The following is a 17,139-nucleotide window of genomic DNA, read 5'->3' on the forward strand; positions in this document are numbered from 1 at the left end:
CTCACAGCATCCGTCTCAGGGCCGAGAGCACGGTCACGCGCGCCGTCACCACGGCCAGCACCACGGCGGCCAGCGGGATCAGCACCATCAGCGCCCAGTCGAGCCAGCCCAGCGCGCCGCCCGCGATCAGCCCGGCGCCAAGCCCGGCAAAGCGCCGACCCAGCACCAGCACCGCCGCCACCGCGACCGCCAGCCCCAAAGCCGCACCCGCGAAGGCATCAAGGCCGATGGCGCGCTGAAAAATGCGGGCGATCTGGCTATCGGTGCCGCCCATCATATGGACAATGGCAATGGTCTCGCGGTGCTGGCCCAGCGCCGAGCGCGTGGCGAGCAGCACGGCAGCGGTCATCGCCACGCCCAGCAGGCCGACCATGGCGGCGGCCAGCCATTGCAGGGAATCGATCGCCCCGAACACGGGCGAAAGCCAATGCGACTGTGCATCCACCCGCGCGGCAGGCGCCACCTTGCCCAGCAGCTTGCGCAGCTTTTCCAGCTGGGCCTCATCGGCGGGGCCATTGGTCTTCACATCGATCAGCGCGGGCACGGGCACCACATCGGCGGCGCTGACACCCTGTTCCTGCGCCCCGCCCAGCCATGGGGCGAGCAGATTGTTCACCTCCTGCGCGGAGACCAACTGCACCGAGGCGACACCGGGCGCGTCCTGCAAGGCTTTCAGCGTAGCGCTGATCTGCCGGTCACGCCCTTCGCCGGCATCCAGCACCTGCACGCTGACGCCGCCCGAAAGGTCCGCCGCCGCCGCCAGAGCGATGTTGCGCAAGGCAAGGCCGGTGGCCGCCGCGATCACCGTCAGCGCCACCATGATGGCGATCACCCATGGCATCGGCCCGGAGAGCCGCGCCTGAGGCACCAGCTCGCTGTCCGCTCCGCGCCCGCGAATGTTGCCGAAGCCGGGCAGGCGCAGCAGGCGCTTTTCGGCGGCTGCGGCCTCTGCGGGGTCTTCGTTGATGTTCAGATCCTCAGCCATCGCGCAGATCCGGGAAACGGGCCGCCGTCTGGCCGCCGGCCTTGCGCGGGGGATAGCGCAGCGCGCCGGTGGGGTCGCTCATCTTGCCGCGATCCAGCCGCATGATCAGTGAATCCGGCACTTTCTGAAGCAGATGCATATCGTGGGTGGCCACCACCACGGTGGTCCCCAGCCGGTTGAGCGCCTCGAACAGGCGCAGCAGCTTGACCGCCATATCGGGGTCGACGTTGCCGGTCGGTTCGTCCGCCACCAGCAGTTCGGGGCGCCCAATCACCGCGCGGGCAATGCCGACACGCTGCTGCTCACCGCCCGAAAGCGAGGCCGGGCGCGCATGCATCCGCCCCTCCAGCCCCACCCATTCGAGCATGTCGTTCACCGAAGCGGTGATCTCCTTTTCCGGCAGGCCCGCGATGCGCAGCGGCAGCGCCACATTGTCATAGGCCGAAAGGTGAGGCACCAGCCGCACATCCTGAAACACCACGCCGATGCGGCGGCGGAAGCCGGGCAGGCGTTCACGCGGCAGGGTGATGGCATCGGTGCCGAACAGGCTGATCATCCCCCGGCTGGGCCGCTGCGCCAGATAGAGCATGCGCAGCAGCGAGCTTTTGCCCGCGCCGCTCGCCCCGGTGAGGAAATAGAAGCGGCCCGCGAAGAGGGTGAAGCCTACATCGGACAGCACCTCGCGCTCATTGCCATAGCGCAGGCCCACATTGTCGAAGCGGGCGATCTCGCCATCCATCCGGGTCATGCGCAAAGGCCTGACGCAGCGAAAGCAGGCCGGGGGGAGGCGTTCCGGGCAGACGCAAAAAAGGCGCTCGGTTCAGCGGAGGGGCATATCATCACCCTCATGCTATAACCGCCCCGCGCCTTAGAAAAAAGGGCGGTGGAAAAAAGCCTGCAGGTCGCTCTTTCGCAAATACCCTATCTTGCAGCGCTGGCCACAGCCATGCATGACAGGCAACGATGATTATCGCCTGTCCAGCCTGTGCGACACGCTATGCCGTTCCGGATAATGCCATCGGAGCGAAGGGTCGCACAGTGCGCTGCGCCAAGTGCCGCCACAGCTGGTTTCAGGATGGCCATGGGATAGAGGCAGAAGCGCCTGTTGCGGCGGTTCCTGTCGCCCAGCCGACCCCCGCGCCTGCCATGGCCGAGGCGATGGTTGCCGCGCCGGAGCCCGTTGCTCCACCCCCTCCTGCCCCGACAGTGCAGGAGGATTGGCCCTCATCCTACCCCGTTCCGGCCCCGGCGGGCGACATTGCTGTCGCAACGCCGACCGCTTTTGCCGCCCCTGTCCCGGCTTACGAGCGCGACAAGCCCGAAGCGCAACCCGCCGCGACCACCACCGTCGCCGACGATTTCGACGACACACCTTCCAGCTTCGCGCATGAGCCGCCCTTCCGCCCCCGCCGCAATCCGGCGCGGATGTGGACGATGCTGGCGATCACCTTCGGCCTGCTGGCGCTGGTGGCAGCGGGCGCGGTGTGGCGCTTCGGCCTGCCCGGCTGGCTGCCCTTCGGCCATTCGCCCTTTGCGGCGGGCCAGCCCGATCTGGTGCTGACCTTCCCCTCCAACCGGCAGGATCGCCGTTCGCTGGCCAATGGCGGGGAATATTTCGGCATCAGCGGCACGATCACCAATGTCGGCAAGCAGCGGCGCAATGTGCCCCAGCTGATCGTGGTGCTGCGCGATGCGGGCGGGCGGAAAGTCTACAGCTGGGAGATCACCCCGGCCAAGCGCGTGCTGGCTCCGGGCGAATCCCTGGCCGTCAGCGAGGCGATGACGGATATTCCCCGCTCGGCCCATGGGGCGGATATCGGCTGGAAAGCCGAATAAAAGCCTGCGCTTCGGGGCTTGTAAGAAATTTGCCAAACAGCGCTTGCAGGGTGTGACGCCCTCTGCTAGTGGCCCGCTCCTACCAAGCGAAGGGGCCTCGGCTCATCGCTGTCTTGATGCGGTCGTGGCGGAATTGGTAGACGCGCAACGTTGAGGTCGTTGTGGGCGAAAGCCCGTGGAAGTTCGAGTCTTCTCGACCGCACCAGGAACATAAAACACCCCCTCGCGGGGTCACTCGGGGGCAGGGCCCGGTTTTCCTATCCTTGGCATCTTTGAACCATCTGCAGGGCCCACCCTGTGGAGAGCGCATCAGCTGCTGATGGACATTGCGCCTCAATAAGAACATAAAGTGAACATGAAGTGCGATTCGCAGGATGTTCGCCATGATTCCACAACCCTCTCCGCTCCGGTCGCCTCTGCCGCCGCCACTGGCCGCCGGCCATCTGCACGAGATTCACGCCGATGCCGATGGCTGGGCAGCGGCCTTGGGCTTTGTGCTGGCGGCGGTGACCGGCACGCAAAGCCCCAAAGCGCCGCCCATCGTGCTGGTGCGCACCACCAAGACACGACAGGGCCTGCAGCCCTGCGGCGCGGGCTGGGCGCAGCTGGGGTTCGATTCCCGGCGGCTGGTGGTGGTGGAAGCGCCCGACAGCCTTGCCCTGCTGCGCGCCGGGCTGGATGCCGCGCGCTGCCCGGGTCTGGCCGCCGTGGTGCTGGAAACATGGGGCCCGCTGCCCGACTACGATCTGACCGCCAGCCGCCGTCTGGTGCTGGCGGCGGAGCGTTCCGGCGCGCTGGTGATCATGCTGCGCGGCGATGCCCCACCCCGCGCCAGCGCCGCGCAGACCCGCTGGCACATCGCCCCGGCGCCCTCCATCGCTCTGGCAGGACAAGCGCCGGGCCATGCCGCGCTGACGGCCACGCTGCAGCGCCAGCGCGGCGGCGCCTCGGGACTGAGCTGGCTGCTGCATCGCGACGGCTGGCAGGGAGGTTTCCATGACCCCGCAAGCTCAACAGAGATCAAGCCCGCGCCGCTGTCTGGCGCTGTGGTTCCCTTTCCTGCCCTGCGAGCGGGTGAAACGCACCGCGCCGCCTGACGCAGATCTGCCCTTTGCTCTGGTGGCCCGCGTGGGTCAGGCGCTGCGCCTCGCCGCGCTGGAGAGGGATGGCGCGAGTCATGGCCTGGCCGTGGGGATGACTCTGGCCGATGCGCGGGCGCGCTGCCCCGATCTGGTGACCGCCCCGCATGACCCGCCCGAGGATGCCAGGCTGTTGGCGGTTCTGGCCGGGCGCATGGCGCGCTTCACCCCGATGGTGGCGCTCGATCCGCCCGATGGGCTGGTGCTGGACATCACCGGCTGCGCGCATCTTTTCGGTGGCGAGGCCGCGCTGGCCCGGCTGGCGATATCCGAGGCGGGGCTTACCACGCGCCCGGCGTTGGCCAGCCATGCCGCTGCGGCCCGCGCCTTGGCCCGCTTTGAACGCGGGCAGGCGGGCGGTGAGGAAGCATTGCGCATCCGCGCCCTGCCCATCACCGCGCTGGAATTGCCAGAGGCGTCACTGTCCGGGCTGCGCCGCGCCGGGCTCAAGCATCTGGGCGATCTGGCCAGCCGCCCGATGGGCTCGCTCGCCGCGCGTTTCGGCGAGGAGGCCGTGGCGAAGCTGCGCGCCATTCTGGGCGAGGCAGGCAGTCCTATTGTGGCGCGCGCACGCCCGGTGCCGATCCGCGCCGACATCCGCTTTGCCGAGCCCATCGGCCGCACGCAGGATGTGCTGGAGGTCGCCGAGGCCTTGCTGGAAGACACTGCGCGGCAGATGGAAGCGCGGCGTCTGGGTGGCCGCCGCTTTGTGCTGCGGCTGGAACGCGCCGATGGGGCGCTGCGCCATCTGGCGGTGGAGACCGCCCTGCCCACGCGCGATGCGGCGCCGGTGGTGCGGCTGCTGCGCGAAAGGCTGGAGAATCTGGCCGATCCGCTCGACCCCGGTTTCGGCTTCGATGCCATGGCGCTGGCCGTGCCGCGCCATGAACCGCTGGCCGCGCGGCAAACCTCAAGCGAAGCGGAAGATCGGGAAGAGGAGACCATCGCCGCCCTGCTTGACCGGCTGGCGACGCGGCTGGGGGAAGGCGCGATCCTGCGCCTGCATCCGCGTGATCGGCACAGTCCGGAAAAAGCGCAAGCCCTGGTGGCTGCGGCGCGCGGTCTGCCCGGCGCGACGCAAGCACCTGCCCTGCCCCGCCCGCTGTTTCTCTTCGATCCGCCTCAAGAAGTGAGCGCCATCGCGGGTGTGCCCGATGGGCCACCTTTGCGCTTCACCTGGCGCGGGCGGGCGCATGAGGTGCGCCTAGCCGAGGGCCCCGAGCGGATCGCGCCCGAATGGTGGCGCCATGCCCAAGGCCATCTGCCCGAAACGCCGCTGCTCACCCGCGACTATTACCGGGTGGAGGACAGCGCCGGATACCGCTTCTGGCTGTTCCGCCATGGCCTGTTCGAGGAGCAGACGCATCCGCGCTGGTATCTCCATGGGTTGTTTTCATGAACTTTTTCGAGCCTGTCGCCGCCAGCGCCTTCAGCTTTCTGCGCGGCGCCTCCCAGCCCGGCGAGATGGTAGCGCGTGCCCATGCGCTGGGCATGGGCGGCATCGGCATCGCTGACCGCAACACGGTGGCGGGCGTGGTGCGCGCGCATAAGGCGTGGAAGGAGCTGGGTGGGCCGGGTAGCACCTTTCGCCTGATCGTGGGCGCGCGGCTGAGTTTTATCGATGGCACGCCGGACATCGTCGCCTATCCGCTGGACCGCAAGGGCTGGGGGCGGCTGACGCGCTTGCTCAGCCTCGGCAATCAGAAGGATGAGGTGGAAAAGGGCGATTGCCATCTGACATTGGGCGAGTTGCTGGCGCATGTCGGGGAAGAGGGTCAGGAAGGATGGGCGCTGATCGCGATGGAGGGCGATGCCGCTCTGCTGGAAACGCTGCAGGCCGCCACGCAGCATCTCTGGCTGAGCGCCGCCATGCCGCGCGGGGGCAGCGATGCGCGCGATCTGTCTGAACGCATGGCGCTAAGCGCGGAATGCGGCGTGCCCCTGATCGCCACCAATGATCCGCTCTATGCCACACCTGCCGCGCGGCCTCTGCATGATGTGCTGACCTGCATTCGTGAGGGGGTGACGCTGTCAGCCGCCGGGCGTCTGCTGGCGCCGCATGCCGAGCGGCATCTCAAAGCGCCCACGGAAATGGCGCGGCTGTTTGCCGCTTGCCCTCAGGCGCTGGAGGCGACGGGCGATCTGTTCTCACGCATCAGTTTTGTGCTGGATGATCTGGTCTACGAATATCCCCATGAGCCCGTGCCCGAGGGTTGGGAGGCGCAAAAATGGCTGGAACATCGCGTGCGGGAAGGCGCGAAGGAGCGTTTCCCCGATGGTCTGGACCCGCGCTATGAGAAGGTGCTGAAGGAAGAATTCCGGCTGATCCGCAAGAAAAAATACGCCCATTACTTCCTCACCGTCCACGATGTGGTGCATTATGCGCGCAGCCTTTCGCCGCCGATCCTGTGTCAGGGGCGGGGCAGCGCGGCCAACTCGCTGGTCTGCTATTTTCTGGGCGTGACGCCGATCGATCCGGTGCGCGAAAAGCTGCTCTTCTCGCGCTTTCTCTCCGAAGAGCGCGACGAGCCCCCCGATATCGACGTCGATTTCGAACACGAACGGCGCGAGGAGGTGATCCAGTACATCTACAAGCGCTATGGGCCCCGCCGCGCCGCCATCGTCGCCACGGTGATCCATTACCGCCAGCGCAGCACCATCCGCGAGGTGGGCCGCGCGCTGGGTTTTACCGAGGATGTCACGGCGCGGCTCTCCGGGCTGATCTGGGGCAGCCGGGGCGGGCCGGTGCCCGAGGAAAGGCTGACGCAGGCGGGGTTCGATGCCGGCAACCCGGCCATCGCCCGGCTGCGCGATCTGATCGAGCAGGTGCTGGGCCTGCCGCGCCATCTCTCGCAGCATGTGGGGGGCTTTGTGCTGTCTCAGGAGCCGCTCGATGAGATCGTGCCGATATGCAAGGCGGCGATGAAGGATCGCTTTTTCATCGAATGGGACAAGGACGATATCGATGAGCTGAAGCTGATGAAGGTGGATGTGCTGGCGCTGGGCATGCTGACCGCGCTGCGCAAGGGCTTCGATCTGATCCGCGGCGTGGGCTGCGGGGATTACACGCTGGCCACGGTGACGCCGCCGGATCAGGAGGTCGCCACCTTCGAGATGCTGACCCGCGCCGACAGTATCGGTACGTTTCAGGTCGAGAGCCGCGCCCAGATCGCCATGCTTCCCCGCATGAGACCCAAGGAATTCTACGATCTGGTGATTCAGGTGGCCATCGTGCGGCCGGGGCCGATTCAGGGCGGCATGGTCCATCCCTATCTGCGCCGTCGCACCAAGGAGGAGACGGTCACCTATCCCAGCGAGGCGCTGAAAAATCTGCTCGAACGCACATTGGGCGTGCCGCTGTTTCAGGAACAGGCGATGAGCATCGCCATCATCGGCGCGGGCTACAGCCCCGCCCAGGCCGATCGGCTGAGGCGCGACATGGCCAGCTTCCGTCAGGACGGCAAGATCGAGACTCACAAAACCCAGTTTATCGATGGCATGGTCAGGCACGGTTACACGCTGGATTTTGCCGAAAGCTGCTTCGCCCAGATCGAGGGTTTTGGCGAATACGGCTTCCCCGAAAGCCACGCACAGGCCTTCGGCTGGCTGGCCTATGTGTCGAGCTGGATGAAGTGCCACCACCCCGCCGCCTTCACCTGCGCCCTGCTCAACAGCCAGCCGATGGGCTTCTACGCCCCCGCGCAACTCGTCGCCGACGCCCGCGCCCATGGCGTGGAGGTGCGCCCCACAGACGCCACCATCAGCCCTTGGGACAACACGCTGGAAGGCCCGCGCATCCTGCGCTTGGGCCTGCGCCAGATCGATGGCTTCCGCGAGGAATGGGCCACAGCCATGGTGATCGCCCGCGAGAAACGCCCCTTCGCCAGCCTTGAGGATCTGGCCCATCGCGCCACCCTGCCCACCCGCGCCATGGCCCTGCTGGCCGATGCCGATGCGTTGATCGCCCTTGGCGCTGCTCGCCGAGAGGCCGGGTGGGAGGTCCGCCGCCTGCCCCCGCGCCAGCTTTCCCTCTTCGCCGCGATGGATGCCCCCGAACTCGGCGCCGAGCCCGATCCCGCCCTGCCGCCCATGCCCCTCTCCCAACAGGTGGTGGAGGATTACCAGACCCAGCGCCTCTCCCTGCGCGGCCATCCGTTGCAGTTTTTGCGCGCTCGGCTGGAGGAGAAGGGCATCCTGACCGCCGCTCAGGTCAATGCCGCCAAGGATGGCGCGCCCGTTTCCTGCGCCGGGGCCGTGCTGGTGCGCCAGCGCCCCGGCAAGGGCAACGCCATCTTCATCACCATCGAGGACGAAACCGGCATCGTCAACGGGCTGCTCTGGGCCCGCGAGTTCGAGAAGCAGCGCAACGCCGTGATGGCCGCAAGGCTGATGGTGCTCCACGGCAAGGTACAGCACAGCAAGGAAGGCGTGGTCCATCTGATGATCGACCGCGTGGTGGACGCCAGTGCCTTGTTGGCACGTCTGGAGGAAGGCGAGGGCATGGCGCAGAGTCTGGCCGCCACGCCGCCGCGTCTGGGGCATCATCCGAGGGATGCGCGGTTGCTGCCGCCTTCTCGGGATTTTCATTAAGGGATTGAAGAGAGACAATGCGAGGGCCATCGCCCTCGCGCTCCCTTTAATGTCTTCGTTGCGCTTCGGGTTCGGCCAAAGGGCGAGGCACGCTGCGCCGCAGGCTCTAAAAATCCCCGCACAGCCTTGACCTTCATAATCTGACTGCCTGCGGCGCTCCGCCTTGCGCAGGTGGAGAGCCGAGGCGCAACAATCGGGTGCCACCGCCCCATCGTCGGAAGACGTTCCGGGAGCGCGAGGGGGTAACCCCCTCGCATCTTTCCTTCTTCCCTCTTGCTGCCTCAACCTTCCCTGCCTTAGGCATACACCATGCCCATCCTAAAAACCGCCGCCCTATGGCTAACGCTGGCCCTCCCCATGCCGCTCGCCGCCGCGACTCCCGCCGATCTGGAAAGCCAAATCCGCGCTTTGCTTGCAAAACCCGATCTGGCCGGCACGCGCTGGGGGCTGCGGGTGGAGGACAAGACGGGCCATGTGATCGTCTCCATCGCGCCGGATGACAGGTTTCAGCCTGCCTCCAACACCAAGGTCTTCGTGACCAGCGCTGCGTTTGACGTTCTGGCGCAGGGCAAACTCGCCAATCCGGGGACTCAGGTGCGGCTGGAGCCCGGCGCAAAGGGCCTGCAGAACGTGGTGCTGGTGGGCAAGGGCGACGCCTCCCTTTCCGACCGCGCCGACTGCACGCGCGATTGCCTCAGCCAACTGGCCGATGCCGTGGCCGCCAGCGGGGTCAAGCGCGTGGGCGATGTGATCGGCGACGACAGCTTCATGCCCGATGAGCGCTGGGTCCGCTCAGGCCGCATCCGGCCGGGCAGCCACACCATCATGTCGGCGCTGACGCTGAACGATAATACGATCAGCATCACCGTCTCGCCCGGTGCGGCGCAGGGCTCTGCGGCCAGCGCGGCCATGCCCGATCTAGCGCCTGAAGTGGCGCTGATCGACGAGGTGACCACCGCCGCGCCCGGCACAGCCGCCGAAGTGCATGCCGAGATCGCTCCCGGCCAGCGCGCCATCCGCCTGTTCGGCTCGCTGCCGGTGGGTGGCAAGCCGCAAACTCTGCATTTCGACGTGGATGACCCCGCCGATTTCGCCGCTATCCGCTTCGCCCGCCTGCTGCGCGCCCGTGGCATCACCGTGAGCGGCAGTGTGAAGCCCCGCCACGCCCCCCTCACCGCCGAGGGTATTCTGGCCACCGCCCCCGCCGCGCCGGATGTGCCCGCTCTGGCCAGCCTGACGCCGCCCGATCCGATCGAGGATCTGACCCTCACCGCCAAACTCAGCCAGAATCTGCATGCGCATCTGTGGCTGAAGAAGCTGGCGCTGTCGCAGGGGCTGGCGCCTTCCACGCCCGCCGGGCTTACCGTGCTCAATGCCACGCTGGACCGTGCCGGCCTGCCGCGCTGGAGCCATGATTTCTACGATGGCTCCGGCCTCTCGCCCGACAACCGCATCACCCCGCGCGCCATGGTCGCCTATCTGCACTGGATCGATGGGCAAAACTGGGCCCCGCAATGGCGCGCCACGCTGCCCATCGCAGGTGTGGACGGCACGCTGGCCGGGCGGATGAAGAACACGCCTCTGGCCGGCAATCTGCGCGCCAAGACGGGGACGTTGCTGGCGGCAAATGCTCTGGCCGGTTACGTCACGGCGGCCAGCGGGAAGGAGTTGGTGTTTGCCTTCTACGCCAACGATCGGCCCGGGGATGCTCCATCCGTGTTGCCGGTGATGGATAGAGTGATGCAGGTGGTGGCAGCAGGGAATTAAGGGGATATGCGAGGGCCATTGCCCTCGCGCTCCCTTGAGTGTCTTCGTTGCGCGCAGGGTTCAGCCATAGAGCAACGCCGCCGCGCCGCAGGCTTTAAACATTGTATTTCTATAAAGAAACCCGCCTGCGGCGCAGTATCTTAGCGCTAAACTAGAGGTCACCCGCAACAATCGGGCAACACAACCCTTTCGTCGGAAGACGTCATGGGAGCGCGAGGGTGTAACACCCTCGCATTTTCTTCTTAATTCCTTCTGAAAACCCTCGAACCGCCCATAAGGCGTTTGCCCCGTTGCCGCCGTGCCCCCGGTGTTAAATCCTGCGTGGCAATGAGCGACTCCACACCCGTGTCACCGCGCCCTGCTCTGCCGGGCAGCGTCACGCTCCCCGCCCGGCCCGAGGGTTTGACGGTCAATCCCGCGCAGACGGCGGTGGTGGTGATCGACATGCAGAACGCCTATGCCAGCGAGGGCGGCTATGTTGATCTGGCGGGCTTCGACATCAGCGGCGCTCAGGGTGTGATCGGGCGCATCGGCAAGGTGCTGGAAACCGCGCGCGGCGCCGGCATGCCGGTGGTGTTTCTGCAGAACGGCTGGGATGCCGATTATATCGAGGCGGGCACGCCTTCCTCGCCCAATTACCATAAATCCAATGCCTTGAAGACCATGCGCGCCCGGCCGGAACTGTCCGGCCAGCTGCTGGCGCGCGGGGGCTGGGATTACGAACTGGTCGATGCGCTCAAGCCCCAGCCGGGCGACATTCGTGTTCACAAGACGCGCTATTCGGCCTTCTTCAACTCCCAGCTCGATTCCATTCTGCGCGCGCGGGGAATCACCACCATCGTCTTTGTCGGCATCGCCAGCAATGTCTGCGTGGAATCGACACTGCGCGACGGCTTCCACCTCGAATATTTCTGCCTGATGCTGGAGGATGCCACCCATCATCTGGGCCCGGATTTCATCCATCAGGCCACCATCTACAACGTCGAGAAGTTCTTCGGCTGGGTCTCCACCTCCACCGAGTTCTGCGGCGCTGTCAGCCAGATCGCTCCTTAAACCTCCACACCATAAACGGAGAGGCCCATGCCGTTCGAGCCGATCAACCCGCCGCAATTCCCCGCCCCCATCGCCCCCTATTCGGCGGCGGCGCGCGCGGGAGATACCATCTACGTCTCGGGCATGCTGGCGCTGGGGGAAGGCGGCGTGGTGCTCTATCCCGGCGATGCGGCGGCGCAGACGCGCCATATTCTGGCGATGATCGCCATCACGCTTCAGGCGGCGGGGGCCACGCTGGCCGATGTGGTGATGAACCATATCTTCCTGAAGAATATGGCCGATTACGCCGCCTTCAACGCCGTCTATGCCGAGCATTTTCCCGGCGCCAAACCCGCCCGCTATTGCATCCGCGCCGATCTGGTGCTGCCGGACTGCCTCGTCGAAATCGCCTCCGTGGCGCATCGCGGGGGGGCTGTCGTCCTGTGACCCTCACCACGCTTTGCGGCCTCTATCACGAGGAACATGGGCCACCCACGGGCGAACCGGTGATCCTGTCCGCCGGGCTGGGCGGATCGGGGGCCTATTGGGCGCCCAATCTTTCGGCGCTGGCGCAGTCGCACCGTCTGGTGCTGTATGACCATCGCGGCACGGGCCGCTCCTCGCGCTGCCTGCCCGAGACGGTCAGCGTCGAGGATATGGCCGACGACATCCTGATGCTGATGGATGAGCTGCACCTTGAGCGCGCCCATATCATCGGCCATGCGGCAGGCGGCATGGCGGCGCTGGCGCTGGCGCTGAAGGCGCCGGAGCGCGTCGGCGGCATCGTCATCGCCAATGGCTGGATCACGCCCGATCCGCATTTCCTGCGCTGTTTCGAGGCGCGGCTCAACCTGCTGCGCCACGCCGGGCCGGAGGCTTTCCTGCGCGCCCAGCCGATCTTCCTCTTCCCCGCGCCATGGATCTCCCAGCATCACGGCGAGCTGGACCATGAGCTGGACCACCAGATGGCCGCCTTCCCCGGGCGCGAAACCATGGAGAAGCGCATCGCCGCTCTGGCCTCTTTCGACATCGCCGACAGGATCGGCCAGATCACCCATCCCATTCTGGCCTATGCCGCGCGCGACGACATGCTGGTGCCCTTCACCTGCACCACCGAGGGGCTGAAACAGGCCCCCAATTGCGAGGTGGAGCTGGCGCCATGGGGCGGCCACGCCTGCAACCTCACCGATCCGCTGCGCTTCACCGGCGCGGTGCGCGATTTCCTGTCCCGTCACAAATTGTAGGAGGCCAAGCCCATGCAGGTCGGCGTGTTCGTGCCCATCAACAACAATGGCTGGCTGATCAGCGAGAACGCGCCCCAGTACCTGCCCTCCTTCGACCTCAACAAGCGGATCGCGCAGGGTGCCGAAAAGCACGGGCTGGATTTCCTGCTCTCGATGATCAAGCTGCGCGGCTTTGGCGGGAAAACGCGGTTCTGGGAGTATGGGCTGGAGAGCTTCACCCTGATGGCGGGCCTGGCCGCCGTGACCGAGCGGATCAAGATTTTCGCCACCTGCCCCACCCTCATCATCCCGCCCGCCTTTGCCGCGCGCATGTGCAATACGGTGGATTCGATCAGCCATGGCCGCTTCGGGCTGAACCTGATCACCGGCTGGCAGCCCCCCGAATACACGCAAATGGGCCTGTGGCCGGGCGAGGAGCACTTCCGCAGCCGCTACAAGGTGCTGGATGAATATGCCCGCATCCTGCGCGAACTCTGGGAAACCGGCGTCAGCGATTTCAAGGGCCAGTATTACCAGATGGACGACTGCCGCGTGCTTCCCCAGCCGCAGGCCGAGATGAAGATCATCTGCGCGGGATCGTCAGACGAAGGCCTCGCCTTTTCCGCGCAATGGGCGGATTACGCCTTCTGCCTCGGCAAGGGCGTCAACACGCCCACCGCCTTCGCCTTCAACAATGAACGCCTCGCGAAGGCGCTGGAGAAAACCGGGCGCGATGTGCAGATCTTCGTGCTGATGATGGTGATCGCCGCCGAAACCGACGAGGAAGCCCACGCCAAATGGCAGAGCTATAACGCCGGTGTCGATGTGGATGCGATCGGCTGGCTGGCCGAGCAGGGCGCCAAGGATACGGTGAACAAGGACACCAATGTCCGCCAGCTCGCCGCGCCCGAGGGGGCGGTGAACATCAATATGGGCACACTGGTGGGGTCCTATGAATCCGTGGCGCGGATGCTGGACGAAATGGCGCAGGTGCCCAACACCGGCGGAGTTCTGCTGACCTTCGATGATTTCGTGGAAGGTGTGGAGGCCTTCGGAACGCGCATCCAGCCTTTGATGAAGAGCAGGCAGCACGTTCAGGTGGAAGCATAAAAGAGAGAATGCGAGGGTCATAACCCTCGCGCTCCCTTTAATGTCTACGTCGCGCATCCGGTTCGGCCTTGCGCCCAGATTGCCGCGCCGCAGGCTTTAGGATCGCCAGCGCAGCCTGTCATTCAGAGGATAACCTGCCTGCGGCGCTTTGCCCTGCACAGGTGGAGAGCCGGAGCACGCCGTTTCGGAGCCACTACCCTGGCGTCGGAAGACGTTCTGGGAGCGCGAGGGGGTAACCCCCTCGCATTACCCTTCTTCAACCTCTTAAATTACCGAACCAGCATGGCCTCCAGCTGAGCCAGCTTCTCCGTATAAGGCGCGCGAAGCTTGCCCAGCCCGTCCCCGCCCTGCACCGCCACCGCGCGCGCGTGGCTGAAGCGGCGGAACCCATGGATGCCATGATAGGCCCCCATGCCCGAGGCACCCACGCCACCAAAGGGCAGCCCCTCGATCCCGACGTGAGTCATCACATCCTCGAACACCAGCGCCCCGCTGGTGGTACGCGCGGCGAAGGACTGGCGCGCCGCTTCGTCCGCACCGAAGTAATAGGCCGCCAGCGGGCGCGGGCCCGCGTTGATATGGGCCACGGCGGCATCCACGTCATCCACGCCCATCAGGGGCAGGATGGGTCCGAAGATTTCCTCGCGCATCACCTGCATGGCGGGGGTGACATCGGTGAGGATGACAGGCGCGATCTTGCGGGTGGCGGGATCGTGCGGCGGCTCGCCCAGGGGCGTGAGCGGGATCGGCGTCGCGCCCTTGGCCAGGGCGTCGGCGATCAGCTCCAGCAGGCGATCGTAATGACGCTGGCTGATGATCGCGGTGTAATCGGGGTTGCCCTGAATGGCGGGCCAGCTGGCGGCCACGGCATCGCGCGCGCCATCCACAAAGGCGGCTTCCTGACCGCGCGTCGCCAGCACGTAATCGGGGGCGAGGCAGATCTGCCCGGCGTTGAAGGTCTTCACCGCCATCACGCGCTGAGCCGCGCGCCCGGCATCGGCGTCCGGAGCGATCACGACCGGGCTCTTGCCGCCCAGCTCCAGCGTGACGGGTACCAGATTCTCCGCAGCCGCACGCATCACCTGCTTGCCGACCGTGGTGCTGCCGGTGAAAATCAGATGATCGAGCGGCAGGCGCGAAAAGGCCTCGCCCACCGTGGCATCGCCCAGAATCACGCCCAGCTCATGCGGGGCGAAATAGCGGCCCGCCAGCTCGGCCAGCAGCTCGCTGGTGCGCGGGGTCAGTTCGGAAGGCTTGATCAGCGCGGTGTTGCCCGCGGCAAAGACCCCGGCCAGCGGCGAAAACGCCAGATTCACCGGGAAATTCCAGGGGCTGATGATCCCCACCACGCCCAGCGGCTGATAGTCGATCCTTGCGCTGATCGCGCCATCGGGGGTTTCCACCGACTCGCTCTGCATCCATGCGGCGACATGCTCGGCGGCATAGGAGAGCGAGCGCACGCTGCTGCCCACATCGGCGGCCAGCGACTGGAAGCGGCTGCGCGTGCCGAAATCGGCGTTGATGGCGCCGGCCAGCGCCTCCCCATTGTCCAGCAGCAGGGCCATCGCCCGGCCCAGCCGATCGCGCCGCAGGCCCGCATCGGCGGGGCCGGAGGCGAGCTGGGCGCGTTGCATCGAACGGACGATCGCGGTCATTTCGACCGTGGCGTCGAAAGGGGTCATCTGTCGCTCATGGTTGGATCATGACTGAAAGGGAAGAGCGGCGAGGCATCGCTTCGGGGGTGGGGGGGAAATGCGATGCCTCGCCGCCATGCAGACTGCGGATCGTGGGGGGGGGGGGATGATCCGGCAGTCCGACAGGGGAATATTTCGTCTGGCACCGTCTATAGCGCCCCGAGCCGAGTCTGGCCCACAAGCAGGCTGGCGGTGATCCATAAAATAATTTATGAGACGCCCTATGTCTCTCCAGCGCCTGCGCACCTTTATCGAGGTCTATCGCCAAAGGTCGATCAGCGCCGCCGCGCGCAGCCTTGATCTGACCCAGCCGGCGGTCTCCCAGCATATCGCCGGGCTGGAATCCTCCATCGGGCGCCAGCTGTTCGAGCGGCAGGTGAAAGGCGTCACGCCCACCGCCGCCGCCGATGAACTCGCCGCCGACATCGGTGACCGGCTCGATGTGGCCGAAGCCGCGCTGTCCGCCGCGCGCGCCCGCTCCAACGATATGGTCGGGGCGATCCAGATCGTGGGCAATGCCGATTTCATGGCCGAGGTGGTCACGCCCCAGCTGATCCCCCTGCTGCGCTCCGGCATCCGCGTGCGCCTGCAGACCGGCGCGCTGGATCTAGTGATCCACAACCTTGTCGAGGGCCATGCCGACCTCGGCATCTCCGCCTTCCCCGTCAACGACCGCCGCCTGCGCACCGACGCCTTCCGCGACGAACCGGTCATGGCGGTGGCCTCCCCCGAAGTCGCCGCACGCCTCAACGCCGCGCCCGACCTTTCCGCCGCGCTGGCCGAGGAACCGGTGCTGGCCTACAACCTGGAACAGCCGCTGGTGGACGCCTGGCTGAGGCACAACAACCTCTCCACCGGCCCGGTCAGCCCGGCGCTCTCCGGGCAGGACATGCGCGCCCTGCGCCGCCTGCTCACCGAGGGTTTCGGCTGGGCGATCCTGCCCAACTACCTCTGCCAGCCCCGCATCGCCCGCGGCGAACTGGCGGAGATCAAGGCCCCCGTGGGCCCCGTGCATTACACCTACCACCTGATCTGGGCGCCTACCGCGCTGCGTCACCCGCGCGTCGCTCACGCCCGTCAGACCCTGCTGTGGAGCCTGCGCGCCACCGCGCCGCTGCTCTCCGCCCCCGTTCTCTCCGAAAGCCCGCTTGCATGAGTTCCGAAGCCACACTGTATGATGCCGTCGGCGGCGCGCCCGCCATTTCCGCGCTGGTCGACCGCTTTTACGCCAATATGGATCTGTGGCCCGAGGCTCAGGCGATCCGCGTGATGCATCCAGCGGACCTCTCGCACACGGCGCAGGTGTTCAAGGATTACCTCTCGGAATGGCTGGGCGGACCGGCGCTGTACTCGCCGGTGAAGGGCCACCCCCGGCTGCGCATGCGCCATATGCAGGCGCCCATCGCTTCGGCCGAGCGGGATGCGTGGCTGGCCTGCATGAAGGAGGCTCTGGATGCCGTGGTGGTTGATCGCACGGCGCGGATGCAGGTTTATGGAAACATGGAAAAGCTGGCGGACTGGATGAGGAACAAGGACGATTAAAGGAGAGATGCGAGGGTGTTACACCCTCGCGCTCCCGGGTTTGTCTACGTTGCGCATCGGGTTCGGCGTTACGCCCGGTTTGCTGTGCCGCAGGCTTGAAAATCGCACGCATAGCCCATCGATCATGAATTTGGCTGCCTGCGGCGCCTTGGGTGGCGCAGGTGGAGAGGTAAGGCGCATCATTGCGGCTTCCCTGCCGTCTCGCGGGGAGACGTTCCGGG

The 17,139-nt window shown here is 66.4% G+C and carries 14 protein-coding genes and 1 tRNA gene; 12 read left to right on the forward strand and 3 right to left on the reverse strand.

Annotated features, from left to right (window positions below; genetic code table 11):
- Position 1 precedes the first annotated feature (1 nt).
- A complete protein-coding gene (locus HGK27_RS16850; protein WP_241127254.1) occupies positions 2–985 on the reverse strand; it encodes a cell division protein FtsX in 984 nt (327 codons plus the stop codon).
- A complete protein-coding gene (gene ftsE / locus HGK27_RS16855) occupies positions 978–1,733 on the reverse strand; it encodes a cell division ATP-binding protein FtsE (protein ID WP_206242024.1) in 756 nt (251 codons plus the stop codon). Before ftsE ends, HGK27_RS16850 begins: the two co-directional genes overlap by 8 nt.
- Before the next feature lie 215 nt (positions 1,734–1,948).
- On the opposite strand from ftsE, the gene HGK27_RS16860 reads away from it, so the two are divergent.
- From HGK27_RS16860 to rutA, 10 genes are all read left to right on the forward strand, one after another.
- Positions 1,949–2,821, forward strand: coding sequence for a zinc-ribbon domain-containing protein (locus HGK27_RS16860; protein WP_206242025.1), 873 nt, complete (start codon positions 1,949–1,951; stop codon positions 2,819–2,821).
- Positions 2,822–2,939: 118 nt separating this feature from the next.
- A tRNA-Leu gene (locus HGK27_RS16865) sits at positions 2,940–3,026 on the forward strand.
- Between the two features lie 178 nt (positions 3,027–3,204).
- The gene (locus HGK27_RS16870; protein WP_206242026.1) at positions 3,205–3,918 is read left to right on the forward strand and encodes an ImuA family protein; all 714 of its coding nucleotides are present in this window, start codon (positions 3,205–3,207) and stop codon (positions 3,916–3,918) included.
- Positions 3,818–5,359 carry a Y-family DNA polymerase gene (locus HGK27_RS16875; protein ID WP_206242027.1) on the forward strand — a complete coding sequence of 514 codons (1,542 nt, stop codon included), beginning with the start codon at positions 3,818–3,820 and terminating at the stop codon, positions 5,357–5,359. The genes HGK27_RS16870 and HGK27_RS16875 overlap by 101 nt, the downstream gene beginning before the upstream one ends.
- Positions 5,356–8,550: an error-prone DNA polymerase gene (locus HGK27_RS16880; RefSeq protein ID WP_206242029.1), complete on the forward strand. Its 3,195-nt coding sequence runs from the start codon at positions 5,356–5,358 to the stop codon at positions 8,548–8,550. Before HGK27_RS16875 ends, HGK27_RS16880 begins: the two co-directional genes overlap by 4 nt.
- 309 nt (positions 8,551–8,859) lie before the next feature.
- The gene (gene dacB / locus HGK27_RS16885) at positions 8,860–10,317 is read left to right on the forward strand and encodes a D-alanyl-D-alanine carboxypeptidase/D-alanyl-D-alanine endopeptidase (protein ID WP_206242030.1); all 1,458 of its coding nucleotides are present in this window, start codon (positions 8,860–8,862) and stop codon (positions 10,315–10,317) included.
- Between the two features lie 327 nt (positions 10,318–10,644).
- Positions 10,645–11,370: a pyrimidine utilization protein B gene (gene rutB, locus HGK27_RS16890; protein ID WP_206242031.1), complete on the forward strand. Its 726-nt coding sequence runs from the start codon at positions 10,645–10,647 to the stop codon at positions 11,368–11,370.
- Between the two features lie 27 nt (positions 11,371–11,397).
- Positions 11,398–11,796, forward strand: coding sequence for a Rid family hydrolase (locus HGK27_RS16895; RefSeq protein WP_206242032.1), 399 nt, complete (start codon positions 11,398–11,400; stop codon positions 11,794–11,796).
- Entirely contained in the window at positions 11,793–12,593 is an 801-nt protein-coding gene (gene rutD / locus HGK27_RS16900) for a pyrimidine utilization protein D (RefSeq protein ID WP_206242033.1), read from the forward strand. The genes HGK27_RS16895 and rutD overlap by 4 nt, the downstream gene beginning before the upstream one ends.
- Before the next feature lie 12 nt (positions 12,594–12,605).
- Positions 12,606–13,682 carry a pyrimidine utilization protein A gene (gene rutA, locus HGK27_RS16905; protein ID WP_206242034.1) on the forward strand — a complete coding sequence of 359 codons (1,077 nt, stop codon included), beginning with the start codon at positions 12,606–12,608 and terminating at the stop codon, positions 13,680–13,682.
- Between the two features lie 269 nt (positions 13,683–13,951).
- Here the strand turns inward: rutA and HGK27_RS16910 are convergent, their stop codons facing one another.
- On the reverse strand, positions 13,952–15,364 hold the full coding sequence (locus HGK27_RS16910; protein WP_206242035.1) for a coniferyl aldehyde dehydrogenase: 1,413 nt from the start codon (positions 15,362–15,364) through the stop codon (positions 13,952–13,954).
- A gap of 235 nt (positions 15,365–15,599) precedes the next feature.
- On the opposite strand from HGK27_RS16910, the gene HGK27_RS16915 reads away from it, so the two are divergent.
- Together HGK27_RS16915 and HGK27_RS16920 are read left to right on the forward strand one after the other, a co-directional pair.
- Positions 15,600–16,532 (forward strand): LysR family transcriptional regulator, encoded by a 933-nt coding sequence (locus HGK27_RS16915; protein WP_206242036.1) that lies wholly within the window; start codon positions 15,600–15,602, stop codon positions 16,530–16,532.
- Positions 16,529–16,918 carry a group II truncated hemoglobin gene (locus tag HGK27_RS16920; RefSeq protein WP_206242037.1) on the forward strand — a complete coding sequence of 130 codons (390 nt, stop codon included), beginning with the start codon at positions 16,529–16,531 and terminating at the stop codon, positions 16,916–16,918. The genes HGK27_RS16915 and HGK27_RS16920 overlap by 4 nt, the downstream gene beginning before the upstream one ends.
- Positions 16,919–17,139 lie beyond the last annotated feature (221 nt).

This window comes from Novosphingobium terrae, assembly GCF_017163935.1.
Lineage (GTDB): Bacteria > Pseudomonadota > Alphaproteobacteria > Sphingomonadales > Sphingomonadaceae > Novosphingobium > Novosphingobium terrae.